This window comes from Microbacterium sp. DT81.1, from assembly GCF_049844955.1.
Classification (GTDB): domain Bacteria; phylum Actinomycetota; class Actinomycetes; order Actinomycetales; family Microbacteriaceae; genus Microbacterium.
The window spans coordinates 42,735-63,623 of record NZ_JBNCMA010000003.1 but is presented as its reverse complement, the minus strand read 5'-3'; the positions used below and the strand labels follow the sequence as shown (position 1 = coordinate 63,623).

At 69.5% G+C, this 20,889-nt stretch carries 20 protein-coding genes; 4 read left to right on the top strand and 16 right to left on the bottom strand.

Annotation, left to right across the window (positions count from 1 at the left end; all coding sequences use genetic code 11):
- Window positions 1-11 precede the first annotated feature (11 nt).
- The 7 genes from ACLQ2Q_RS08780 to mgrA form a co-directional block, all read right to left on the bottom strand.
- The gene (locus ACLQ2Q_RS08780) at window positions 12-926 is read right to left on the bottom strand and encodes an ABC transporter substrate-binding protein (RefSeq protein ID WP_425820072.1); all 915 of its coding nucleotides are present in this window, start codon (window positions 924-926) and stop codon (window positions 12-14) included.
- 31 nt (window positions 927-957) lie between these two features.
- The gene (locus ACLQ2Q_RS08775) at window positions 958-1,695 is read right to left on the bottom strand and encodes an ABC transporter permease (RefSeq protein ID WP_425820071.1); all 738 of its coding nucleotides are present in this window, start codon (window positions 1,693-1,695) and stop codon (window positions 958-960) included.
- Complete coding sequence (locus ACLQ2Q_RS08770) at window positions 1,692-2,408, bottom strand: ABC transporter permease (RefSeq protein WP_425820070.1); 717 nt, start codon at window positions 2,406-2,408, stop codon at window positions 1,692-1,694. Before ACLQ2Q_RS08770 ends, ACLQ2Q_RS08775 begins: the two co-directional genes overlap by 4 nt.
- Entirely contained in the window at window positions 2,405-3,226 is an 822-nt protein-coding gene (locus ACLQ2Q_RS08765) for an ABC transporter ATP-binding protein (RefSeq protein ID WP_425820069.1), read from the bottom strand. Before ACLQ2Q_RS08765 ends, ACLQ2Q_RS08770 begins: the two co-directional genes overlap by 4 nt.
- A 31-nt stretch (window positions 3,227-3,257) precedes the next feature.
- Window positions 3,258-3,560: a DUF427 domain-containing protein gene (locus ACLQ2Q_RS08760; protein WP_425820068.1), complete on the bottom strand. Its 303-nt coding sequence runs from the start codon at window positions 3,558-3,560 to the stop codon at window positions 3,258-3,260.
- Window positions 3,561-4,129: 569 nt separating this feature from the next.
- On the bottom strand, window positions 4,130-5,044 hold the full coding sequence (locus tag ACLQ2Q_RS08755) for a 4-(cytidine 5'-diphospho)-2-C-methyl-D-erythritol kinase (protein ID WP_425820560.1): 915 nt from the start codon (window positions 5,042-5,044) through the stop codon (window positions 4,130-4,132).
- A 31-nt stretch (window positions 5,045-5,075) separates the two neighbouring features.
- A complete protein-coding gene (gene mgrA, locus ACLQ2Q_RS08750; protein WP_425820067.1) occupies window positions 5,076-6,143 on the bottom strand; it encodes an L-glyceraldehyde 3-phosphate reductase in 1,068 nt (355 codons plus the stop codon).
- Between the two features lie 159 nt (window positions 6,144-6,302).
- Here mgrA and ACLQ2Q_RS08745 point away from each other — a divergent pair, with 159 nt between their 5' ends.
- A complete protein-coding gene (locus tag ACLQ2Q_RS08745) occupies window positions 6,303-7,934 on the top strand; it encodes a stealth conserved region 3 domain-containing protein (RefSeq protein ID WP_425820559.1) in 1,632 nt (543 codons plus the stop codon).
- Here ACLQ2Q_RS08745 and ACLQ2Q_RS08740 read toward each other — a convergent pair.
- Complete coding sequence (locus tag ACLQ2Q_RS08740; RefSeq protein WP_425820066.1) at window positions 7,879-8,823, bottom strand: phosphodiesterase; 945 nt, start codon at window positions 8,821-8,823, stop codon at window positions 7,879-7,881. The two genes, ACLQ2Q_RS08745 and ACLQ2Q_RS08740, sit on opposite strands and share 56 nt — an antisense overlap.
- A gap of 68 nt (window positions 8,824-8,891) precedes the next feature.
- Complete coding sequence (rsmA, locus tag ACLQ2Q_RS08735) at window positions 8,892-9,767, bottom strand: 16S rRNA (adenine(1518)-N(6)/adenine(1519)-N(6))-dimethyltransferase RsmA (protein ID WP_425820065.1); 876 nt, start codon at window positions 9,765-9,767, stop codon at window positions 8,892-8,894.
- Window positions 9,768-9,975: 208 nt separating this feature from the next.
- On the opposite strand from rsmA, the gene ACLQ2Q_RS08730 reads away from it, so the two are divergent.
- Window positions 9,976-11,421: a sugar porter family MFS transporter gene (locus tag ACLQ2Q_RS08730; RefSeq protein ID WP_425820064.1), complete on the top strand. Its 1,446-nt coding sequence runs from the start codon at window positions 9,976-9,978 to the stop codon at window positions 11,419-11,421.
- A 4-nt stretch (window positions 11,422-11,425) separates the two neighbouring features.
- Here the strand turns inward: ACLQ2Q_RS08730 and ACLQ2Q_RS08725 are convergent, their stop codons facing one another.
- The 3 genes from ACLQ2Q_RS08725 to rsmI all read right to left on the bottom strand — a co-directional run bounded on the left by ACLQ2Q_RS08725 (window position 11,426) and on the right by rsmI (window position 14,902).
- Window positions 11,426-12,310: a TatD family hydrolase gene (locus ACLQ2Q_RS08725; protein ID WP_425820063.1), complete on the bottom strand. Its 885-nt coding sequence runs from the start codon at window positions 12,308-12,310 to the stop codon at window positions 11,426-11,428.
- Window positions 12,311-12,400: 90 nt separating this feature from the next.
- The gene (metG, locus tag ACLQ2Q_RS08720; RefSeq protein WP_425820062.1) at window positions 12,401-13,978 is read right to left on the bottom strand and encodes a methionine--tRNA ligase; all 1,578 of its coding nucleotides are present in this window, start codon (window positions 13,976-13,978) and stop codon (window positions 12,401-12,403) included.
- A gap of 81 nt (window positions 13,979-14,059) precedes the next feature.
- Window positions 14,060-14,902 (bottom strand): 16S rRNA (cytidine(1402)-2'-O)-methyltransferase, encoded by an 843-nt coding sequence (rsmI, locus tag ACLQ2Q_RS08715; protein ID WP_425820061.1) that lies wholly within the window; start codon window positions 14,900-14,902, stop codon window positions 14,060-14,062.
- A gap of 23 nt (window positions 14,903-14,925) precedes the next feature.
- On the opposite strand from rsmI, the gene ACLQ2Q_RS08710 reads away from it, so the two are divergent.
- Both ACLQ2Q_RS08710 and ACLQ2Q_RS08705 read left to right on the top strand, forming a co-directional pair.
- Entirely contained in the window at window positions 14,926-16,500 is a 1,575-nt protein-coding gene (locus ACLQ2Q_RS08710) for a dolichyl-phosphate-mannose--protein mannosyltransferase (protein WP_425820060.1), read from the top strand.
- Window positions 16,501-16,614: 114 nt separating this feature from the next.
- On the top strand, window positions 16,615-16,950 hold the full coding sequence (locus ACLQ2Q_RS08705; protein WP_425820058.1) for a hypothetical protein: 336 nt from the start codon (window positions 16,615-16,617) through the stop codon (window positions 16,948-16,950).
- Here ACLQ2Q_RS08705 and ACLQ2Q_RS08700 read toward each other — a convergent pair.
- From ACLQ2Q_RS08700 to ACLQ2Q_RS08685, 4 genes are all read right to left on the bottom strand, one after another.
- The gene (locus ACLQ2Q_RS08700) at window positions 16,947-17,561 is read right to left on the bottom strand and encodes a MarR family transcriptional regulator (RefSeq protein ID WP_425820056.1); all 615 of its coding nucleotides are present in this window, start codon (window positions 17,559-17,561) and stop codon (window positions 16,947-16,949) included. The genes ACLQ2Q_RS08705 and ACLQ2Q_RS08700 overlap by 4 nt on opposite strands.
- A 50-nt stretch (window positions 17,562-17,611) precedes the next feature.
- Window positions 17,612-19,480 carry a thioredoxin domain-containing protein gene (locus ACLQ2Q_RS08695; RefSeq protein WP_425820054.1) on the bottom strand — a complete coding sequence of 623 codons (1,869 nt, stop codon included), beginning with the start codon at window positions 19,478-19,480 and terminating at the stop codon, window positions 17,612-17,614.
- A gap of 9 nt (window positions 19,481-19,489) precedes the next feature.
- A complete protein-coding gene (locus tag ACLQ2Q_RS08690; RefSeq protein WP_425820052.1) occupies window positions 19,490-19,714 on the bottom strand; it encodes a hypothetical protein in 225 nt (74 codons plus the stop codon).
- A gap of 314 nt (window positions 19,715-20,028) precedes the next feature.
- Window positions 20,029-20,865 (bottom strand): aldo/keto reductase, encoded by an 837-nt coding sequence (locus ACLQ2Q_RS08685; RefSeq protein ID WP_425820050.1) that lies wholly within the window; start codon window positions 20,863-20,865, stop codon window positions 20,029-20,031.
- Window positions 20,866-20,889: the final 24 nt, after the last annotated feature.

Sequence of the window (20,889 nt, the reverse complement as noted above, 5' to 3'; positions counted from 1 at the left end):
CTCTCGTGAAATCAGCCGAGGTCGTTCTCGCTCAGCCACTTCGTGGCGATCTCCTCGGGCGACAACTGGTCGACCGTGCTCTGCACGTTCAGGGACACCAGCGCCTCGGGCGTCAGGGCCGCACTCACCGCGTTGATGATGTCCGCGATCTCATCGGCGACGTCGGCGTTGACCAGCGGCACGACGTTCGATGCCAGGATGAGGCCCTCGGGATCCTCGAGCACCACGAGGTCATCGGTCTGGATCCGCGGGTCGGCGGTGTAGACGTTCGCCACCTGGATCGTCCCCGCGAGCAGGTCCTCGACCGTCGTGTCACCCGTCGCCGAGAACGCGACATCCACACCGTAGGTCTCCTTGAGGCCGGTGGGTCCGTACGGACGCTCCTCGAGCTCCGGCGGTCCGCCGAGGGTGAGCGGCTCACCGACATCGGCGAGGTCGGCGATGGTCGTCAAGCCATTGGCCTCGGCGAAGGCTGCGGTGACCGTGTACGAGTCCTGGTCGCTCGCCGTCGCCTGGTCGAGAACGGTCAGGCCCTCGGGCAGCGCATCTGCGAGAGCCGCGTAGACGTCCTCGGACGTGCGAGCCTCGGTGTCTTCGTCGTACCACTGCAGCAGGTTGCCCGTGTACTCCGGGAAGAGGGTGACCTCACCGCTCTCGAGCGAGGGGATGTAGGCGTCGCGCTGACCGATGTTGAACCGGCGCTCGACGTCGAAGTCGGCGTTCTCGAGCGCCTGGGCGTAGATCTCGGCGATGATCTCGTTGGAGTAGTACGCCTGCGAGCCGACGACGATCGTGTCGCCGCCACCCTCCGGGGCGCTGGTGTCGGTCGCGAGCGGGTCAGCGGATGCGCAGCCGGAGGCCACGAGGGCGAAGCCCGCGAGGGCCGCCGCACCCAGCGCGAGCTTGGACTTCTTTGCTGTGAACATGACTATCTCTTCCTGTGGGGATTGATTCGGGTCAGGGGGAAGCGGTGGCGGGAGTGCGAACGGCCGAACTCCTCTTCGGAGCGGATCGGGCATCGGATGTCCCGATGCGGATGCCGGTCGGGACCGACGTGCGCTGGAGCACGGCGAAGATGCCGTCGAGCACGAGGGCGAGCGCGGCCACGAGGATGGCGCCCCCGAGGATCTCGTCATACCGACGGAGGTTGAGACCCTGGAAGATGTACTGTCCGAGGCCGCCCAGATTCACGTACGCGGCCAGCGTGACGGTCGCCACGACCTGGAGCGTCGCCGAGCGCAGTCCGCCCACCAGCAGCGGCAGGCCGAGCGGCACCTCGACGCGCCACAGCACCTGCCACGGCGTCATGCCCATCGCCTTCGCAGCGTCGAGGACGCGGCGGTCGATCGCCTCGAACCCGGTGTACGCCCCCGCCAGAATGGACGGGATCGCCAGCAGCACGAACGCGGTCATGGCGGCTTCGGGCTTGTTCAGCACCCCGAAGAGCAGCACGAGCAGCAGGATCAGGCCGAACGATGGAATGGCGCGCGCGGCGCCCGAGATGCCGACGGCGATCTCCCGGCCGCGGCCCGTGTGGCCGATCAGCCACCCGGCGGGGATGGCGATCACCGCGGCGATGAGCATGGCCGCGAACGTGTACGTGAGGTGCACGAGCACGGCGATCGGTATGGAGGACGGGCCAGTCCACTGCTCGGGCGCGAAGATCCAGGCGAATGCCTGCAGGAAGACGTTCATGTCCGGGCTCCCGCGGCGACGGGCTCGACAGGCCGACCCGTCGGGATGCCGTCCGTGGATGCCGTCGGTGTCGGCGTGCGCGTCTTTCGGGTCCACGGCATGAGGGCACGACCGGCCAGCATCAGAATCAGATCGACGATCAGCGCGAGCAGCATCACCGTGATGACCCCGGCGAGGATCTCTGGGATGATCCGGCGCTGGTACCCGTTCGTGAACAGATAGCCGAGGTTGGTCACGCCGATGAAGATGCCGACCGTCGCGAGTGCGATCGTGCTGACAGCCGTGACCCGCAGTCCCGCGAGCAGCACGGGACCCGAGAGCGGGAAGTCGACGGTGAAGAACCGGCGGACCGGCCCCATCCCCATCGCCGTGGCGGCCTGCCGGATGTCGGGGTCGACCGACGCCAGACCGTCGGTGACGGAGCGGACCATGATCGCGATGGCATAGATCGTGAGCGCGATCGTGAGGTTCAACTCACTGAGCGCGCTGATGCCGAGGATTCCGGGAAGGAGCCCCAGCAGCGCGATGGAGGGGATGGTGTAGAGCAGACCGGTCGACGTGAGCACGAATCCCCGCACCCGCCGGTAGCGGAAGGCCAGCCATCCGAGCGGCACGGACAGCACGAAGCCGAGCACGATCGGCGGGATGCTCTGCCGGAGGTGTTCGACGCTCAGCGCGCCGATGAGAGGGAGATTGTCGAGGATCCAGTTCACGGGCTGCCCCCCACGATGGCTCCCTGCGTGCGCCCCTCGCTGTCGACCACCACCGTGCCGCGCTGCGTCGTCTTAAGTGTCAGCGCGCGCGTGCCGCGGTCGGTGCCGATGAAGCTGGCCACGAAGTCGTCGGCGGGGTTCTCGATGATCTCGCTCGGGGACCCGACCTGCGCGATGCGCGCCCCCTTCTGCAGGATGACGACCTGGTCGCCGAGGAGGAACGCCTCGTCGATGTCGTGGGTCACGAAGACGACCGTCTTGTCCAGTTCACGCTGCAGGCGGATGAGCTCCTGCTGCAGATCGGCGCGCACGATGGGGTCGACGGCGCCGAAGGGCTCATCCATCAACAGGATGTTCGGGTCGGCGGCGAGACCGCGGGCCACACCCACACGCTGCTGCTGCCCGCCCGAGAGCTGGCTCGGATACCGCGTCGCGAAAGCCCGGTCGAGGCCGACGGTGTCGAGCAGCACCATCGCCCGCTCGCGGGCCTTCTTCTTCGGAACGCCGCTCAGCACGGGGACCGTCGCAATGTTGTCGATCACGGTGAAGTGCGGCATGAGACCGGAGTTCTGCATCACGTAGCCGATGCTGCGCCGCAGCGCGACGGGGTCGCGTCCCAGCACGTCCTCTCCGTCGATCTCGATGGTTCCGCCGGTCGGATCGACCATCCGGTTGACCATGCGCAGCAGCGTGGTCTTGCCGCATCCGGAAGAGCCGACGAAGACCGTCGTCTTTCGCGAGGGCAGCACGAGGCTGAAGTCCTCGACGGCGCGCGTGCCGTCGGGGAACTCCTTCGTGACGGATCGGAACTCGATCATCGACCTGTCCCCTCCTGGCCTCCGTCGCCGACTATGCGACGACCTCGACTTCTTTCCAGAACGCCACGTACCCCGAGAAATCCTTGCCGACCCGCTCGATGGCGGTCGGATAAGGCGTCGGGTAGGCCCACGCCCGGTCTGCCAGCTGCTGACCGCCGACCTGAACCGTGTAGTACTGGCACTCGCCCTTCCATGGGCAGGTGTAGGGGGTGGGGCTCTCGACCAGCACGCCCTCCTTCACGCTCGAGGGCGGGAAGTACTTGTTGCCTTCGATGAGGATGAGATCCGCATCATCCGCCTCCGCGATCACGGTGTCACCGAGTACTGCCTTCATGAGTCCTCCTCGTGCAGCCGCGGCTGCGCCCTGGCCTTCGAGCGTATAAGACCCCGGGGACACCGGGCCGGGATGGGCGAAGACGGCGCCCGTCCGCACCGCGCGGCGTAACAAACGGCCATCGGGCCGAGCCGCCGTCGGGGCGCGCCGACCGCGCGCGCGGTGCCCGGCCGACTCCCGAGCACCCGGGCGCAGAACCGGCACCGCCCACGGGTGTGTGGGCGTCCGGCAGACCGCCGCGGCCCGAAACTGCGCCCGAGTGCCCGCCCGGTGGGCGTCCGGCAGACCGCCGCGGCCCGAAACTGCGCCCGAGTGCCCGCCCGCGGGGGGTCCGGCGGGCCTTGCCCAACCGGAACTGCGCCCGAGTGCCCGCCCGCGGGGCGTCCGGCGGACCGCGGGGCTCGGGTCGACGCCTCGACAGGCTCGGCGACTCGGAGGGTTCTGTGCGCGTCCGGTCCCTGAGCCTGTCGAAGGGTCGACGCCTCGACAGGCTCGGCGACCGGGACCAGGACCGATCAGGCCGCCCGGACCTGCGCCCGAGCACTCCGCCCGCGGGCCGGGCCGGGTCCTCAGTTCACGACGCGCGCGCCGGGCACCGGACCGTGCACATTGAGGGCATGGAATCCTGCGGCGCTCAGCGTGATGCGAAGATCGAGCGCGTCGTCCTCGTCCGCGGCGAGGAACGCGAGGGTGGGCCCCGACCCAGAGACGAGTCCGGCCAGGGCGCCGGAGGTCTCGCCGAGAAGGAGCACGTCGGTGAGGGCCGGCCGCAGCTGCAGCGTCGCCACCTGAAGGTCGTTGCGCAGGCTCTCCGCGAGCAGCACGGGGTCGCCGGCGCGCAGCGCCTGCAGCACCGTCGAGGCGACGACCGGGGCGCGGGAAGCGGGCATGATGTCGGTGGCCACTCTCGCGCGGTGCGCGTCGAGGCCGGCGTACACCTCGGGCGTCGACATCCCCTCGTCGCTCGTGACGAGCACCCAGTCGAAGCGACCCCGCGCGAGCGCCGCGCTCAACTGGTCGCCCCGGCCCGTCCCCACGGCGGTGCCGCCCATCAGCGAGAAGGGCACGTCGGCCCCCAGCTGCGCCGCGAGCTGCAGCAGCTGGCTCGTCGATGCCTCGATCCCCCACAGGGCGTCGCACGCGACCAGCGCGGCCGCGGCATCCGCCGACCCGCCCCCCATGCCGCCCGCCACGGGTACGCCCTTGCGCACGTCGAGGTGCACACCGCCCGTGTGGCCGGACTCCTTCGCCAGCAGCCGGGCGGCGCGGAGCGCCAGGTTGCGGTCATCCAGCGGAACGCCCGAGACATCCACCGATCCCGTCACCGAGATCGTGAAGTCCTCGGCCTCGGTCGCGAAGACGTCCTCGAAGACCGACACCGCCTGATAGGCCGTGGCGACCTCGTGGTAGCCGTCGTCCTGCACGTCGCCCACCTCGAGGAAGACGTTGATCTTCCCCGGCGCGCGCACGTGCACACCCTCCATGGCCGCTCTGAGCGTCACGTCGGACCCCGGTTCAGGCGTTCGCCGACTCGGCCCACAGGTCGACGTCGATGGACTCCGAGAGGGCGTCGATCTGCTCGATCTCGGCCATGTCGAAGGCCGGTCCGTTGAGGGCGGCGACGTTCTCGTCGAGCTGCTCCGGTCGAGAGGCGCCGATCAGGGCGGACGTGACCACCGGGTCGCGCAGCACCCACTGGATCGCCATCTGCGCGAGGGTCTGCCCACGCTCCTGTGCGATCACGTTGAGTCCGCGCAGCGCCGACAGCGCGCCCGCGGAGAGCCGCTCGCCTCCGATCGACCCGCGCTTCTGCGCCCGCTCCGCGGTGCCGTCATCGAGGTACTTCCCGGTCAAGAGGCCCTGTGCGAGCGGGGTGAACGCGATCGCGCCCATGCCCTCCTGCTTCAGCACCCCCGTCAGCCCGTCCTCCACCCAGCGGTTCAGGATCGAGTACGACGGCTGATGGATGACGAGGAGCGTGCCGAGCGATCGGGCCACCGCCGCAGCGACCGCCGTCCGCTCCGCGCTGTACGAGGAGATGCCCACGTACAGGGCCTTGCCTTGCCGCACCAGGGTGTCGAGGGCGCCGACGGTCTCCTCGATGGGCGTGACCGGGTCGACGCGATGCGAGTAGAAGATGTCGACGTAGTCGACGCTCATGCGCTTCAGCGACTGCTCCGCGCTCGCGAGGATGTACTTGCGCGATCCGAGGTCGCCGTACGGTCCCGGCCACATGTCGTATCCGGCCTTCGACGAGAGGATCAGCTCGTCGCGGTACGGGGCGAAGTCCTCGCGCATCATGCGGCCGAAGTTCGTCTCGGCAGACCCGTACGGGGGTCCGTAGTTGTTCGCGAGGTCGAAGTGGGTGATGCCCACATCGAACGCGTGCCTCAGCACGGAGCGCTGGCGGTCGAACGGGATGTTGTCGCCGAAGTTCCACCACAGCCCGAGGGAGATGGGCGGAAGGTAGAGCCCCGAGGAGCCTACCTGTCGGTATGCGGTCGACGCGTAGCGATCGGCAGCGGCGGTGTAAGGGCGGTGGAGTTCGGAGACATCGGGGCGGAAGCGCGGGGCGTCGGTCACTCTTCGAGCCTATTGCCCGTGCGCGGAAACGTGCCGGAAACGGTCGCGGCGTAGAGTCGAGTATTGCTCGCTTCTCCTCGGGCACTCGCCCGCCCGGGGCTCGACCTCATCGAAGACGCGATGACGGTGACGAACACGCGCGCACGGAAAGAGGTCGCATTGACAGAGCTCTCGGCACTGCCGGCCACGACGCACCCCTGGGCCGCCCTGATGTCACGGGACGACGTCATCCTCGAGGACGGCTTCCTGCGCCTCGTGCACGACGATGTCACCCCCGAGAACGCGATGCAGGCGGATCTGGAATTCGTGGCGGATGTGCTCGAGCGCGCCGGGGTCGCCCTGACGCTCGTCCGCGATGAGCGGCTGCGTCCCGTGATCGTGGTGGACGGGGCGCTCCGGGCGCTCGCGATCGACGCGCTCGCGGCATCCGCGGCGACCGAGCCGTTCTACGCGAAGGTGCGCCAGACCGGCCCCGAGCCGCTCTTCGAGATGGCCGCCCCCGACCCCGTGGTCTCGGCGGTGACGCTCTTCCGGCCCCGGGTGAGCCGCAACGGATCCCTGCGCTACGGCGCCGAGTTCGGCGTTCGGCTCGAATTCTGGCGGTTCGGCGGCAAGACGGTCGAGGCACCGCGCGCCAATGCCCTGACCCGGCGGATCATCGCGACCCAGGATCTCGCATTCACGACGGTCGAGCGGTACGGGCGCACCTGGCGCGCCCTGGAGGGCATGTTCGACCGCCACCCGCGCGAGGTGACCGACGACATCGACATGGTGTTCTCGTGGGTCGACGGCTCCTCCAGTGAGTTCCAGCGCCAGCGCGCGCTTCAGATGCAGGAGTACGTCGTCGGCGAGGGGGATGACGGGGACACGCGTTATCGCCATGTCGATGAGCTCCGCTACGCCCTGCGCAGCGTGCACATGTACGCCCCGTGGGTGCGGCGCATCTTCATCGCCACGGACTCGGAGCGACCGGCCTGGCTGGCGGATCACCCGAAGGTGACGGTCGTGCGCAGCGAGGAGTTCTTCGCCGACCCCACCGTGCTTCCCACGCACAACTCGCACGCCGTGGAGAGCCAGCTGCACCGCATCGACGGGCTCGCGGAGCACTTCCTCTACTCCAACGACGACATGTTCTTCGGCCGGCCGGTGACTCCCGAGCTCTTCTTCACCTCCGGCGGGCTCAGCACCTTCGTCGAGGCGCCCGTCCGCATCGGCGTCGGCCCGGCGCGGCTGCACCGCAGCGGCCACGACAACGGTCTCCGCGTGAACAGGAACCTGCTACGGCAACGGTTCGGTCGCATCATCACGCGCGACCTGCAGCACTGCGCGGCGCCGATGCGCCGGAGCGTCGCCGCCGAGCTCGAACGGGAGTTCGCGGATGACTACGCCCGCACCGCCGCGTCGCGCTTCCGCTCTGCGACCGACATCTCGGTGACCAACAGCCTCTACCACTACTACGCCCTCCTGACCGGCCGCGCGCTGCCCACGACACAGCCCCGGGTGCAGTACATCCAGACCACGCTGCGCGAGTCGCTCGGACAGATGGAGAAGCTGCTCGAGCGCCGGAACGTCGACATGTTCTGCCTCAACGACGGCAGCACGCCGGAGATCCCCGAAGAGGTGCGGGTGCCCGTGCTCCGGGCGACGCTCGAGCGGTACTACCCGATCCGCGCTCCGTGGGAGCTCGAAGCAGCCGAGCTCACCGGCGTCGTGGCCGATACGGCGCCCGGTCGCCTCAGCGCAGCACCGGGATGGGCGCCGTCGGCGGGTCGCTCCGCAGCGCGGAGCTGAGCGAGGGCAGGATGCGGATGCCGGCGTGGTCGAGGCGGCGCCGCGTCTCCGCGGCATCCACGAAGTCGAGCTCGCCCGCCACGTCCACCGGCACGACGGAGTGGACGATGGTGTCGTCGTAGACGTGCACCAGGTTGTAGGCCTGCGCGCCGTCGCGTCCGCGGGTGCCGCCCTGCGGCACGGTGAGGTCCTGGGTGTAGCAGGTGGCCGACGCGACCGACACCGGGATCCCCGCGAAGGTGGCGAACGTCGAGTAGTGCAGGTGCCCCGCGAGGATCGTGCGCACATCGGTGCCCCGAAGCACGGCGGCGAGGCGTGACTGGTCGCGCAGCTCGACGGTGGCGGCCAGGTCGAGCACGCACGGCACCGGCGGGTGGTGCATCGCCAGGATGGTGCCGTAGGGGGCCGGCACCGCGAGCTGTTCCCCGAGCCAGGCGAGCTGTGCATCGCTCAGTTCGCCGTGGTGGGACCCGGGCACGCTCGTGTCGAGGGTGATGATGCGGAGACCATCCATCTCCTCGATGCGGTCGATGGGGGCGTAGGCCTCGTCGATCGCCGGCTCGTTCAGCAGCGCACGGCGGAAAGCGGCGCGGTCGTCGTGGTTTCCCATCACCCAGAACAGACGAGCCCCCAGGCGTTCGGCGAGGGGCTCGACGAGTGCGCGCAGGGCGTCGTAAGCGGCCGCCTCTCCGAGATCGGCAAGGTCACCGGTGAAGACGAGGGCGTGCGGCCGCACCCCGGACGCGTCGATGCCCGCGATCGTGCGACGAAGATAGGCCTCCGAATCGACGCGGTCGTACAGTCGTCCACCGGCGTCTCGCAGGTGCGTGTCGCTGATGTGCAGCAGCACGCGGTCGGGTCGCGGGTGCTCTGCCTGGCGCAAGGTCACGCCGAAATGTTACCGGCGTGTTTCGGGAACACGGGGTGAACAGGCCGCGAATTCGCTGATCGACGCCGTCAGAGGCCGGGAACGGCGGGCCCGGCGGCATCCGGCAATTCCTGCGCGATGGCGAGGAACTCCCGCGCGCCGAGCTCCTCCCCGCGCGCCGTCGGTGCGATCCCCGCCGCCTCGAGAACCGCGGATGCCTCGGCGGCGCTGCCGCCCAGCACACCCGCCAGCGCCTGCCTCAGCATCTTGCGACGCTGCTGGAACGCGGCATCCACGATCGCGAAGGTGCGCCTCCGCTCCTTCTCGGATCCGAGCGGAGCGGCGGCCCGCTCGAACGCGACGAGCACGCTGTCGACGTTCGGCACGGGCCAGAAGACCTGGCGCGAGACGTTGCCGGCCAACCGCCACTGGCCGTACCAGGCTGCCTTTATGCTGGGCGCCCCGTACGTCTTGGACCCGGGCGAAGCGGCCAGCCGCTCCCCCACCTCCGCCTGCACCATGACGACTCCGCGCTGCAGCGACGGGAAGTGCTCGAGGAAGTGCAGGAGCACCGGCACCGAGACGTTGTAGGGAAGGTTCGCCACCAGCACCGTCGGCTCGCCCGGCAGCTCGGTCACGCGCAGGGCGTCGGCATCCAGCACCCGCAGCGCGTCCGGTGCTACGCCGTGCGCCGCAGCGGTGCGGGGCAGGCGCTCGGCGAGGCGGTGGTCGATCTCGACGGCGGTGACGGATGCCCCGGTCTCGAGGATCGCGAGGGTCAGCGAGCCCAGTCCCGGTCCCACCTCGACGACGCTCTCGCCGGGGCGAACGCCCGCGACCTGGACGATGCGCCGCACGGTGTTCGCGTCGACGACGAAGTTCTGCCCGAGCTTCTTGGTCGGGGTGACATCGAGGAGCGCCGCGAGGCGTCGGATCTCCGACGCGCCGAGCAGGGTCACCGCCATCAGCCCTCGATCCCTGTTGCTGCGCGGCCAGGCGCGCGATCGGCCGCCTCCGGACGGCCCGGTTCATCGTATCGGAGGCGGTCCCCCGTGACCCCGCCTGCCCTGCCCGCGGCGCCGCGGCGATGCTCGAGTGGGTTGACATGCTCGTGCCCCGTGGGAAGTATGTGCCGCACACGCAACTCCTGCGTTTCGCGATAAGGAGGACCGCATGACATCGTCACCGGCACCGTCTTCGGAGGTCACGGTCCCCATCGGGCGTGTGATCCTGGTCTCTGCCACCGCCGCACTCGGAGGGTTCCTCTTCGGCTACGACACCGCCGTCATCAACGGCGCGGTCTCCGCCATCGGCGAACAGTTCGACGCGGGGCCCGTGCTGCTCGGCTTCGCGGTGGCCTCCGCCCTGCTCGGCTGCGCCGTCGGCGCGTGGTACGCGGGACGCATCGCCGATCGCTATGGACGCATCCGCGTCATGCTGATCGCCTCGGCGCTGTTCATCATCAGCTCGATCGGCTCGGGTCTCGCCTTCAGCATCTGGGATCTGACGATCTGGCGCATCGTCGGCGGTCTGGGCATCGGCGCCGCATCGGTGATCGCGCCCGCGTACATCGCCGAGGTGTCGCCGCCGGCGTTCCGCGGGCGGCTCGGCTCCCTGCAGCAGCTCGCCATCGTCACCGGCATCTTCGTCGCGCTGCTGACGGATGCCGGCATCGTCGCGGCGGCCGGCACGGCGACGGCACCGTGGCTGCTCAATCTGGAGGCGTGGCGCTGGATGTTCCTGTCGGCCCTTGTGCCGGCGGTGATCTACGGCGGGCTCGCCCTGACGATCCCGGAGTCGCCGCGCTTCCTGATCGCCAAGGGCAACATGCTCAAGGCGAAGGAAGTGCTGACGCGCTACGTCGGCGGCAACGTCGAGAAGACCACGACCGACATCCTGAAGACCGTGGAGGGTAAGCCGGATCGCGTCAGCGTGAAAATCCTTCGGGGCCCGAAATTCGGCCTGCTGCCGATCGTCTGGGTCGGCATCGGGCTGTCGGTGCTGCAGCAGTTCACCGGCATCAACGTGATCTTCTACTACTCGAGCGTGCTGTGGCAGGCCGTCGGCTTCACCGAGTCCGACTCACTGACGATCACGGTCATCACGTCGGTGACGAACATCGTCACGACCGTCATCGCGATCCTGCTGATCGACAAGGTGGGCCGCCGGCCCCTCCTCTTCATCGGAGCGATCGGGCAGTTCATCTGCCTCGGAACGCTGTGCTTCATCTTCGCCACCGCTCCGCTCGTCGACGTCGGGGGTGGCGTGATGCAACCCGACCTTCAGGGCGCCGCGGGGCCGATAGCGCTCATCGCGGCGAACCTCTACGTCGTCTTCTTCGGTGCCTCGTGGGGTCCGGTCGTGTGGGTGCTGCTCGGCGAGATGTTCAGCAACCGCATCCGCGCGGTCGCCCTCTCGGTCGCCGCCGCGGCCCAGTGGGTCGCGAACTTCATCATCTCGACGACGTTCCCGTCGCTGGCGGCACTCGGGCTCGGCGTCGCCTACGGCGTGTACACCTTCTTCGCCTTCGTCGCGATCTTCTTCGTGATCAGGTTCGTGAAGGAGACGAAGGGGCGCACCCTGGAGTCCATGTCCGAACAGGACCCGGTCGTCACGTAGCGGCTCAATCCTCGAAGGCGCCGTAAACGGCGAGCGTGTTCGCCGCCAGCTGGGCGCAGAGCTCGTCGAGCTCGACATCGAGTTCGCGCGCCAGGAAGCGCACCGTGTGCGGGATCAGATACGGGGCGTTCGGGCGCCCCCGTGTCGGCTCTGGCGTGAGGAACGGCGCGTCCGTCTCCACCAGGATGCGCTCCCGCGAGGTGACTTTGAGCGCATCGCGAAGATTCTGCGCGTTCTTGAACGTCACGTTGCCGGCGAAGGAGAGGTAGTACCCCTCCTCCGCGCAGGTGAGCGCCATCGCCGCATCGCCGCTGAAGCAGTGGAACACGGTGCGCTCGGGAGCGCCGACGCGGGTGAGGGTCTCGAGTACGGCGTCATGCGCGTCGCGGTCGTGGATCTGCATCGCCAGAGCGTGCTTCTTGGCCAGCGCGATGTGCGCCTCGAAGCTCTCGAACTGAGCCGGAAGACCCTCTTCGCCGGTGCGGAAGAAGTCCAGGCCCGTCTCGCCGATCGCGCGCACGCGCGGCTGCGCGGCGAGCTCGTCGATCACGGCGATCGCGTCCCCGAGCTCGCCCGCCTCGGCGTACGCGGGCGCCTCGTTGGGATGGATGGCGACGGCGGCGAGCACGCGGGGGTGGGATGCAGCGGCATCCGCGGACCAGCGGGAGGACTCGATGTCGCCGCCCGCCTGCACCACGCCGTGCACACCCACCGCGAGGGCGCGGTCCAGCTGCTCCCCCAGGCTCAGCGGCTCGTCGCCGTCGGCGATCTCGAGGTGCGCGTGATTGTCGTACACGGGCACCGCGAGAGGCACCGGTGCGGCGGGGTAGCGCAGTTCCTTGCGCCCCTCCTTGGAGCGCTCGCGAACGTACTGGCTCGGATCACTCACGTGTTCTCCCCATCCACCTTGCGCGAAGGGACGCAAACTGCGGCCATTCCGCGCTCCATCCGGCGTGTTGCGTCCCTTCGGCAACCAAGGTCAGTTCGTGGCTTCGACACGCGGGAACAGCGGCGCGAGGCCGTTCACGCTCGTGCCGGGGCGGAGCAGCCCCCAACCGCCGGCCTCTCGAATCGGCTGCTGCTGGAGCCGGCCGAGCGACTCAGCGGCACCGAGGGCGATCCAGAGCTTCTCGGTGGCGACCGGCATCACCGGCGACAGCAGCACGGCGAGCGCACGCAGGCCGTCGGCGCAGGTGTACAGCACGGTGCCGAGTCGTTCCCGCTGGCTGTCGTCCTTCGCCAGCGCCCACGGCTCGTTCTCGGTGATGTAGCCGTTCAGGGCATCGACGACCGTCCAGATCTGCGCGATCGCGTCCTGGATCGCGAAACGCTCGATCGCGGCGTCGGCCCCGGCAGCGGCATCCGCGACGATCTTCTGGATCTCCAGGTCCCGCTCGGTGAACTGCCCCGCCGGAGGAACAATCCCCTCGAAGTAGCGCTCGATCATCGCCACCGTGCGCGACGCGAGATTGCCGAAGCCGTTCGCGAGCTCCGCCTGATACCGCGCGGAGAGGTCTTCCCACGAGAACGAGCCGTCCTGCCCGAATGCGATGGCCGAGAGGAAGTAGAAGCGGTAGGCATCGGAGCCGAAGACGTCGGTGATCTCGGACGGGGCGATGCCCGTCAGCTTCGACTTCGACATCTTCTCCCCGCCGACGAGAAGCCAGCCGTGGGCGAACACCCTGCGTGGCACCTCGAGCCCGGCGGCCATCAGCATGGCGGGCCAGATCACCGCGTGAAAGCGCAGGATGTCCTTGCCGACGACGTGGACGGCGGGCCACCGCCGCTCGAACTGCTCGGGATCGGAACCGTAGCCGACCGCCGTCGCGTAATTGAGCAGGGCGTCGATCCAGACGTAGATGACGTGCGACTCGTCCCACGGGACGGTGATGCCCCAGTCGAACGTCGACCGCGAGATCGAGAGGTCTTTGAGCCCCTGGGATACGAACGAGACGACCTCGTTGCGGGCCGACTCCGGCTGGACGAAGTCGGGCCGGTCGCGGTAGAGCTCGAGCAGGCGATCCTGGAACTCGCTGAGCTTGAAGAAGTAGTTCTTCTCCTGCAGCAGCTCGAGCGGCTTCGAGTGGATGGCGCACACCTTGAGGCCCTCGAAGGGTCCAGTGCCGTCGACGATCTCGCTTTCGGGCTTGAACTCCTCGCAGCCGACGCAGTACAGCGCCTCATATTCCCCGGCGTAGATGTAGCCGCGGTCATAGATCGCCTGGACGAATGCGCGCACGCGCTCCTCGTGGCGCGGCTGCGTCGTGCGGATGAAGTCGTCGTTCGCGATGTTGAGGGTCTTCAGCACCGGATGCCACGAGTCGGCCACCAGCCGGTCCACCCACTCCTGCGGCGTGGCGCCGTTGGCGGCCGCGGCCCGGATCATCTTCTGGCCGTGCTCGTCGGTCCCCGTCAGCATCCAGGTGTCATCGCCCGCCTGGCGGTGCCAGCGGGCAAGCGTGTCGACGGCCACGGTGGTGTAGCCGTGGCCGATGTGGGGGACGTCGCTCGGGTAGTAGATCGGCGTCGTGATGTAGAAGGATTCGCCGTTGGGCATACCTTCGAGTCTACGGCGGGCGGATGCGGGGCCTCCGACGTGTGACAGCGTCACACTTCCTGCGGCGACCCTTCGACAGGCTCAGGGACCGGTGCGGTCGCGGATCGGTGGGGTCGGGGCGAGGGCCGCCTGGTAGAGCTCGCGGCTCGGGTGGCCCGTCTGCTTCGCGACCTCGGTGGAGGCATCCTTCAGTCGCGTGCCGCCGGCGACGAGCTCTCGCACGTGCGTGACGGCGTCGGGGAAGTCGACCTGCACGGCCACGGCACCCTCCACCACGATGCATATCTCACCCCTCACGCCACCCTCCGCCCAGGCCACGAGCTCGGCCGCGCTGCCCCGCCGCACCTCCTCGTAGAACTTCGTGAGTTCCCGGCAGACGGCGACGCGGCGGTCGGCGCCGAGAGCCGCCGCCATGTCGGCGAGCGATGCCGCGAGCCGAGCCGACGATTCGAAGAAGACCATCGTGCGGGGCTCGCGCGCGAGCGCGCGGAGCGTCGACCGGCGCTCCGCGGGCTTGCGAGGCAGGAATCCTTCGAACGTGAATCGATCGGTGGGCAGGCCGGACACGGCGAGCGCCGTGATCACCGCGCTAGGACCGGGGATGACGGTGACGGCGACGCCTCGCTCGGCGGCGGCCGCGACGACCCCGAAACCAGGGTCGCTGACGGTCGGCATGCCGGCGTCGCTGAGCACCACGACATCCGTGGTCTCGGCGAGCTCGACGAGCTCCCCCGCCTTCTCCTTCTCGTTGTGATCGTGCAGCGCGATCATGCGGGGACGGTTGACCACACCCAGGCCCGAGAGCAGCCGCTGCGTGGTGCGCGTGTCCTCGGCCGCGATGACCTCGGCGGCCTCGAGTGCCGCCACCAGGCGGGGCGAGGCGTCACCGAGGTTGCCGATGGGCGTCGCCGCGAGGATGATCACGGCCCCAGCTTAGGCTTGACCCCGTGACGTCCACCGCTGAGATGGAGCTGCCGGAGCCGCTCCTGCCGGAGGAGCGCGAGACGGCGTGGGAGCGGTGGCGCGACTCCCTGCTGGGCGACCCGAGAAGGCGGCGGCTGCTGCGCTGGCTCGTGCCCGCGCTGATCACCCTCCTGGCCGGGGTGCTGCGGATCTGGAACCTCGGGCATCCGCACGCCCTCGTCTTCGACGAGACGTACTACGTCAAAGACGCGTGGACGCTCCTCAACCTGGGTCACGAGGCATCCTGGCCCGACAAGGCCGACGAGAGCTTCCTCGCCGGCGACACGGATGCGTTCACGACCGACGGCAGCTTCGTGGTCCACCCGCCGCTCGGCAAATGGATCATCGCCCTCGGGTTGATGGCATTCGGCCCCGGCTCCGGGTGGGGGTGGCGCATCGCTACCGCGCTCGTGGGCACGGCGGCTGTGCTGGTGCTGTACCTGGTGGCTAAGCGCCTGAGCGGATCCATCCTCTTCGCCGGGATCGCCGCCTTCCTGATGGCGATCGACGGGCTCGCCATCGTGCTCAGCCGGGTGACCCTGCTCGACACGTCGCTCATGGTGTTCGTGCTCGTGGCGTTCTGGTTCGTGCTGATCGACCACGAGCGGTCTCAGGCGTCCGTCCAGGAGCTGACCCGCTTGTCGGATGACGATTCCCTGCGAGAGCTCCGCTGGGGGCCGGTGCTCTGGAACCGCCCCTGGATCGTGGCGGCCGGCGTCGCGCTGGGAGCGGCCACGGCCGTCAAGTGGTCCGGGCTGTACGCACTCGCGGGACTCGGCATCTATCTCGTCGTGACCGACGCGCTGGCCCGCCGGCGGGCCGGCGTGGCGTATTGGCCGTGGGACGCCGTTCTGCGCCAGGGGCCCGTCACCTTCCTGCTGCTCGTTCCGGTCGCGGCGCTCGTGTACGTTGCCTCGTGGACCGGGTGGCTGGTGACGGCGGGCGGCTACGACCGCACCGTGGACGCGAACCCCTTGGTATCCCTGTGGAAGTATCACGAGGCGATCTACAACTTCCATGTCGGCCTGAGGACCGAGCACGCGTATGCGAGCCCGGCGTGGCAGTGGCCACTGCTCCTGCGGCCGACCGCGATGTACTGGCACAGCGAACCGGCCGGCGAGGGAGCCTGCGCCGCCTCCAGCGGCTGCGTGCAGGTCGTATGGAGCGTTCCGAACCCCCTGATCTGGTACGCCGCCGTGGCGGCGGTGCTCTTCGTCGTGTACCGGTTCGTCCGCACGCGCGACTGGCGATACGCCGCAGTGCTCACCGGCGTCGCGATCACCTACGTGCCATGGCTGCTCTACCCGGACCGCACGATCTTCCAGTTCTATACGATCGCCATCCTGCCGTTCATGCTGCTCGCGCTGATGTTCGCGCTGCGAGAGGTGGCGGGACCACCAGGCGCGTCGGTGTACCGCCGGGCGTCCGGACAGGGCGTCGTGGTCGTCTTCCTCGCCGTGGCCGTGCTGGTCTCCGCGTTCTTCTATCCGCTGTGGACGGGGATGGAGGTGCCCTACGACTTCTGGCGCCTCCACGCCTGGGGGAACGGCTGGATCTAGCGAGAAGTCGAGCCGGCCTTGCACACCCGAACCCGATAGTCAAGGGGTCAGGGCGCATTTCCTGCGCGACGCATGCTGAGAGTGCGCACCAGTCAGCCGAACCCGGAGGCTCACATGACCGCACCGTCGATCGATCGACTCCCTCGCGCCCGCAGGATCCACTGGGTGCGGTCCGGCTCCGACCTGACCGTCGGCTACCTCGATGGCTCGTACGTCGGATGCATCGACCGCGTCCGCGACGGATTCGTGCCGGTCAATGCGCACGGCGAACCCCTCGGCCGCTTCGATGAACTCGCACTGGCCAAGGCCGCGCTCGCGTCCGAGCGACGGATGGTCGTGCGCCGCGGTTCGCGGGATCACTTCGACCGGGTGGCCTTCGCCGCCGCCACAGCCACCGGCGCCGCGAGCATCCTCTTCGCCGTCACCTTCGGAGTGGTGGCCGGCTTCTAAGTCGAGCGCGGTGCGCGCCGTGCCGCCGGTGCGGCCTCGGCCGGGTTCGAGGCATCCGCTTGACGTACGGCATCCGCCGGGTCCGGGGCATCGGCCGGGTCCGGGGCATCGGCCGGCTGTACGGCATCCAGTGCCGCCTGCAGGCGCGTCAGGCACTCGATCACAGTGCTCGACTCCTCGGGCGACATGTCGATCACGGCATCGAGCATGCGCGTGTGCATCTCGCCGAGCGTGCGGCGCACCTCTTCGTCGGTCTCCCGGGTCGCCACGACGATCACGCTGCGGCGGTCGCTGCGGTGCGGCTCTCGTCGCACGTGGCCGCTCTCCTCGAGCCGGTGGACCATCGCCGTCATCGACGCGGTGGAGACCCCGAGATAGCGCGCCAGCTCGTGCGGCGAGACGAGCCGGTCCTCGCGCTGTGCCTTCAGCAGGTAGCGCAGAGCGAGCAGATCGTTCTCGCCCATGTGCATCGTGGTGCGGGTGCGCCGGCGCATCGCCGCCTCGGCGGCGCGGTAGAGCCGGAAGGACTGCAGCAGCATGACGGCCCTCCGGCGGCGGGAGTCGTGATCCTCGCCGTACCAGTACCCGCTGCTCTCCGCGTTCTGTTCCATGTTCCCCCGCTCCCCGTCGAGCATCCTATGTGTCGGTCACCGCGCCCACGTCAGCTCTCCACAGCCGCGTCCAGCAGCGCGGCATCCGTCACCGGCAGGCGGCAGGCGAACGAGCGGCAGTCGTACGCCGTAGCGACTCCCCCGACCGCCCCCTTGCCCTCGAAGAGCTCGAACCCGGCCCGGGCGAAGGCCGACGCCGCAGCAGCCGAAACGATCGCCGTGACGTCGGTCCTCATGCGCCGCGCAGCGGCGACGAGGGGGTCCGACGGCCCACCGACGACGACGAGCTGCCGCGGCGGCGTCGCGAGAGAGCACGCGACCCGCAGCAGCGACCCGTGCGCCATGGGCTGGGCGATGGATGCCGCGGCCCCCTGCTGCACGAGCGTCTCGGCGAGCGCCCGGTACGACTCCCCTGCGCCAAGGAGCCAGAGGCTGACCGCCGCCGAGGCCAGCGCCGAGCGGCCGGACGGGTGGGTTCCGTCGCTCTCGTCGGCGGGCGCGCGCAGTCCTTGCGCGGCGAGTACAGGATCGCGTGAGGCATCGACGGCCTCACCGCCCGCGTCGGCCCGCACGAGAGGCGCGATGTCGTCGACGAGCTGTCGCGCCCGCACGGCGTAAGCGACCTCGCCCGTGGCGGCGGCGAGGGCGGCCAGCCCGTCGGCCAGCAGCCCGTAGTCCTCGATCGTCGCCGGGGCGCGGGAGGGGATCTCGTCGAGGGATGCGCGGATGAGCCGGCCGTCGGGCGCGACGTTGCTCTCCAGCACGGCATCCGCGGCGCGCCGGGCGCCGTCGAGCAGGGCGGGGGCGTCCAGGCGCAGCCCTGCTCGCGCCAGCGCGCCGATCGCCAGTCCGTTCCAGCCCGTGATCACCTTGCCGTCGACGGCCGGTGGCTCGAGGGGCTCGCGGTCCACGGCATCCCGGGCGTAGTAGCCGCCCTCGCTGCGCTCTCCGTCGATCCAGGACTCCGAGTCCTGCGCCGCCCCGAAACCCCCGGACGGCTGCTGCAGCGTGTCGAGCAGGAACTGTGCGATGTCGGCCGCGACGGCATCCTTGCCCGCGTCGAGCGCGACGTCGATGAGCCCGGCGTTGTCGGTCAGCATGCGCTCGAAGTGCGGGACGGTCCAGTCCCGGCGGGTCGCATATCGGAAGAACCCGCCGTCGACGGGGTCGCGGAGCGGAGAGGCGATCATCGCATCGAGCGCGCGCAGCGCGACGGCGGATGCCTCGGGCGCGGTCTCAGCGATCAGGGGCGCCTGGAGGAAGCGCAGGGCGGGCACCGTGGGGAACTTCGGGATGTCCAGCCGCGACCCTGCGGTGCCGAATCCCCCGAACTCGACGTCTTCGAGGGTCGCGAGACGCCCCGCGGCGATCGCCAGGTCATCCGATGAGGGCAGCGCATCGGCTCCCCGCCGGGACACGCCCAGGGAGGCCAGGGCCTCGGCCAGCTGCGCGGAGGTTCCTTCCACATCGGCGCGGCGCTCGCTCCATGCCTCGTGGACGGCGGCGAGCACCTGCCGGAACGACGGCATCGGCGGGTGCGGCTGGGGCGGCCAGTAGGTGCCGGCGTAGAAGGGGCGACCATCCGGGGTCGTGAACACGGTGAGCGGCCAGCCCAGGTTCTGGGTGAACGCGCTCGCTGCGGCCATGTAGGCGGAGTCGACCTCCGGGTGCTCCTCCCTATCGACCTTGATCGCGACGAAGTCGCGATTGATCTCCGCCGCGGTGTCGGCATCGGCGAAGGACTCCCGCGCCATCACGTGGCACCAGTGGCACGTCGAGTACCCGATCGAGACGAGCACCGGCACGTCCCGGCGTGCGGCTTCGGCGAAGGCCTCCGCGCCCCATGGAAACCACGCGACGGGATTGTCCGCGTGGGCGCGCAGGTAGGGGCTCACGGTGTCCGCCAGTCGCGAAGCCATGATCTAAGGCTACGCGCCGTCGCGCAGCGCGTCGCGGCGCCTGTGGGTTGCGCGGGTGAAACCGTCGGGCAGCTTTCCGCGCAGGACCCGCAGGTGGTGGGACACGGCCGCCGAGGTCACGCTGAACTCGAACCGGATGACGTCGACGATGATCGAGGACGGATGCTCGCCGACGGCGAGGATCTCGACGATGCGGCGGCGGATGGGCTCGGCCATGACCTCGAAGGGATGCATCGCACGAAGGTACGGCGGCCGGTGCCTCGCTGGGTCTGCCCCGGCGTCGGGTTTGGAATCGCGATCCGATGGCGCCCCTGTGCAGGAAGGGGCGATCTCTGTATCGGCCGATGGATGAATGCAGGTTCCTCACACAGAGGAGGCGGACCTGAACCTGTGAACGGCAGCGCCGTTGTCGACGATTCGGCTGCTCAAGTCTGCGCCGAGGTTTGCGCAGACTTGAGTAGCCGCAGAGAGAACATCGAAACCCCGGCTCCCAGGTTCGCCCGAGCCGAAACCCCCGAAGAGCCGCGCTCAGCGCGGAAGAAGCGGGTTCAGTTCACCTCGTCCGGGTGCGCGCTCACTCGACCCGAGCCGTCGCCCGGATCGAGCGCGTCGATCGCCGTGACCTCGTCGTCCGAGAGTTCGAAGTCGAAGACGTCCATGTTCTCGCGCAGGCGCTCCACCCGCACCGACTTCGGGAACACGATGTTGCCCTTCTGGATGTGCCAGCGCAGCACGACCTGGGCGGGCGACTTGCGGTGGGCGTCCGCTGCGCCCCGCACCGCCGGGATGGCGCCGAGGTCGTACTTGCCCTGCCCGAGCGGACCCCACGCCTCGATCAGCACGCCGTGATCCGCGGCCCACGCGACGACCTCGCGCTGCTGATACGTCGGGTGCAGTTCGATCTGGTCGACCGCGGGCGTCTCCCCCGTCTCCGCCACGATGCGCTCCAGGTGCGGCACGAGGAAGTTGGAGACGCCGATCGTACGGGTCAGCCCCTCGTCGCGGAGCGCGACGAGCCCCTGCCAGGCCTCCACGTAGTTGTTCCGGGCGGGTGTCGGCCAGTGCACGAGGTAGAGGTCGACGTGGTCGAGACCGAGCTTGTCCAGGCTCTCGCCGATCGCCGCGCGGGGCTGGTCGCCTTCGTGGCGATCGTTCCAGAGCTTCGTCGTGATGAAGAGCTCGTCGCGCGGGATGCCGCTGGCGCGGACCGCCGCGCCGACCCCTTCTTCGTTGCCGTAGACGGCGGCGGTGTCGATGTGGCGGTAGCCGAGCGCGAGCGCCTCGGATACGGCCCGCTCCGTATCGTGCGCGGGGACCTTGAAGACGCCGTAGCCGACTTGCGGGATGTCGTAGCCGGAGTTCATCGCGAGCGTGGGAATCGTCATACGACAACCCTATGACGGCGCTCG

Coding starts and splice junctions, on each gene's coding strand:
- ACLQ2Q_RS08780 (WP_425820072.1), bottom strand. CDS start 926: ATGTTCACAGCAAAGAAGTCCAAGCTCGCGCTGGGTGCGGCGGCCCTC.
- ACLQ2Q_RS08775 (WP_425820071.1), bottom strand. CDS start 1,695: ATGAACGTCTTCCTGCAGGCATTCGCCTGGATCTTCGCGCCCGAGCAG.
- ACLQ2Q_RS08765 (WP_425820069.1), bottom strand. CDS start 3,226: ATGATCGAGTTCCGATCCGTCACGAAGGAGTTCCCCGACGGCACGCGC.
- ACLQ2Q_RS08760 (WP_425820068.1), bottom strand. CDS start 3,560: ATGAAGGCAGTACTCGGTGACACCGTGATCGCGGAGGCGGATGATGCG.
- ACLQ2Q_RS08755 (WP_425820560.1), bottom strand. CDS start 5,044: ATGGAGGGTGTGCACGTGCGCGCGCCGGGGAAGATCAACGTCTTCCTC.
- rsmA (WP_425820065.1), bottom strand. CDS start 9,767: ATGGCGGTGACCCTGCTCGGCGCGTCGGAGATCCGACGCCTCGCGGCG.
- ACLQ2Q_RS08730 (WP_425820064.1), top strand. CDS start 9,976: ATGACATCGTCACCGGCACCGTCTTCGGAGGTCACGGTCCCCATCGGG.
- metG (WP_425820062.1), bottom strand. CDS start 13,978: ATGCCCAACGGCGAATCCTTCTACATCACGACGCCGATCTACTACCCG.
- ACLQ2Q_RS08705 (WP_425820058.1), top strand. CDS start 16,615: ATGACCGCACCGTCGATCGATCGACTCCCTCGCGCCCGCAGGATCCAC.
- ACLQ2Q_RS08700 (WP_425820056.1), bottom strand. CDS start 17,561: ATGGAACAGAACGCGGAGAGCAGCGGGTACTGGTACGGCGAGGATCAC.
- ACLQ2Q_RS08695 (WP_425820054.1), bottom strand. CDS start 19,480: ATGGCTTCGCGACTGGCGGACACCGTGAGCCCCTACCTGCGCGCCCAC.
- ACLQ2Q_RS08690 (WP_425820052.1), bottom strand. CDS start 19,714: ATGCATCCCTTCGAGGTCATGGCCGAGCCCATCCGCCGCCGCATCGTC.
- ACLQ2Q_RS08685 (WP_425820050.1), bottom strand. CDS start 20,865: ATGACGATTCCCACGCTCGCGATGAACTCCGGCTACGACATCCCGCAA.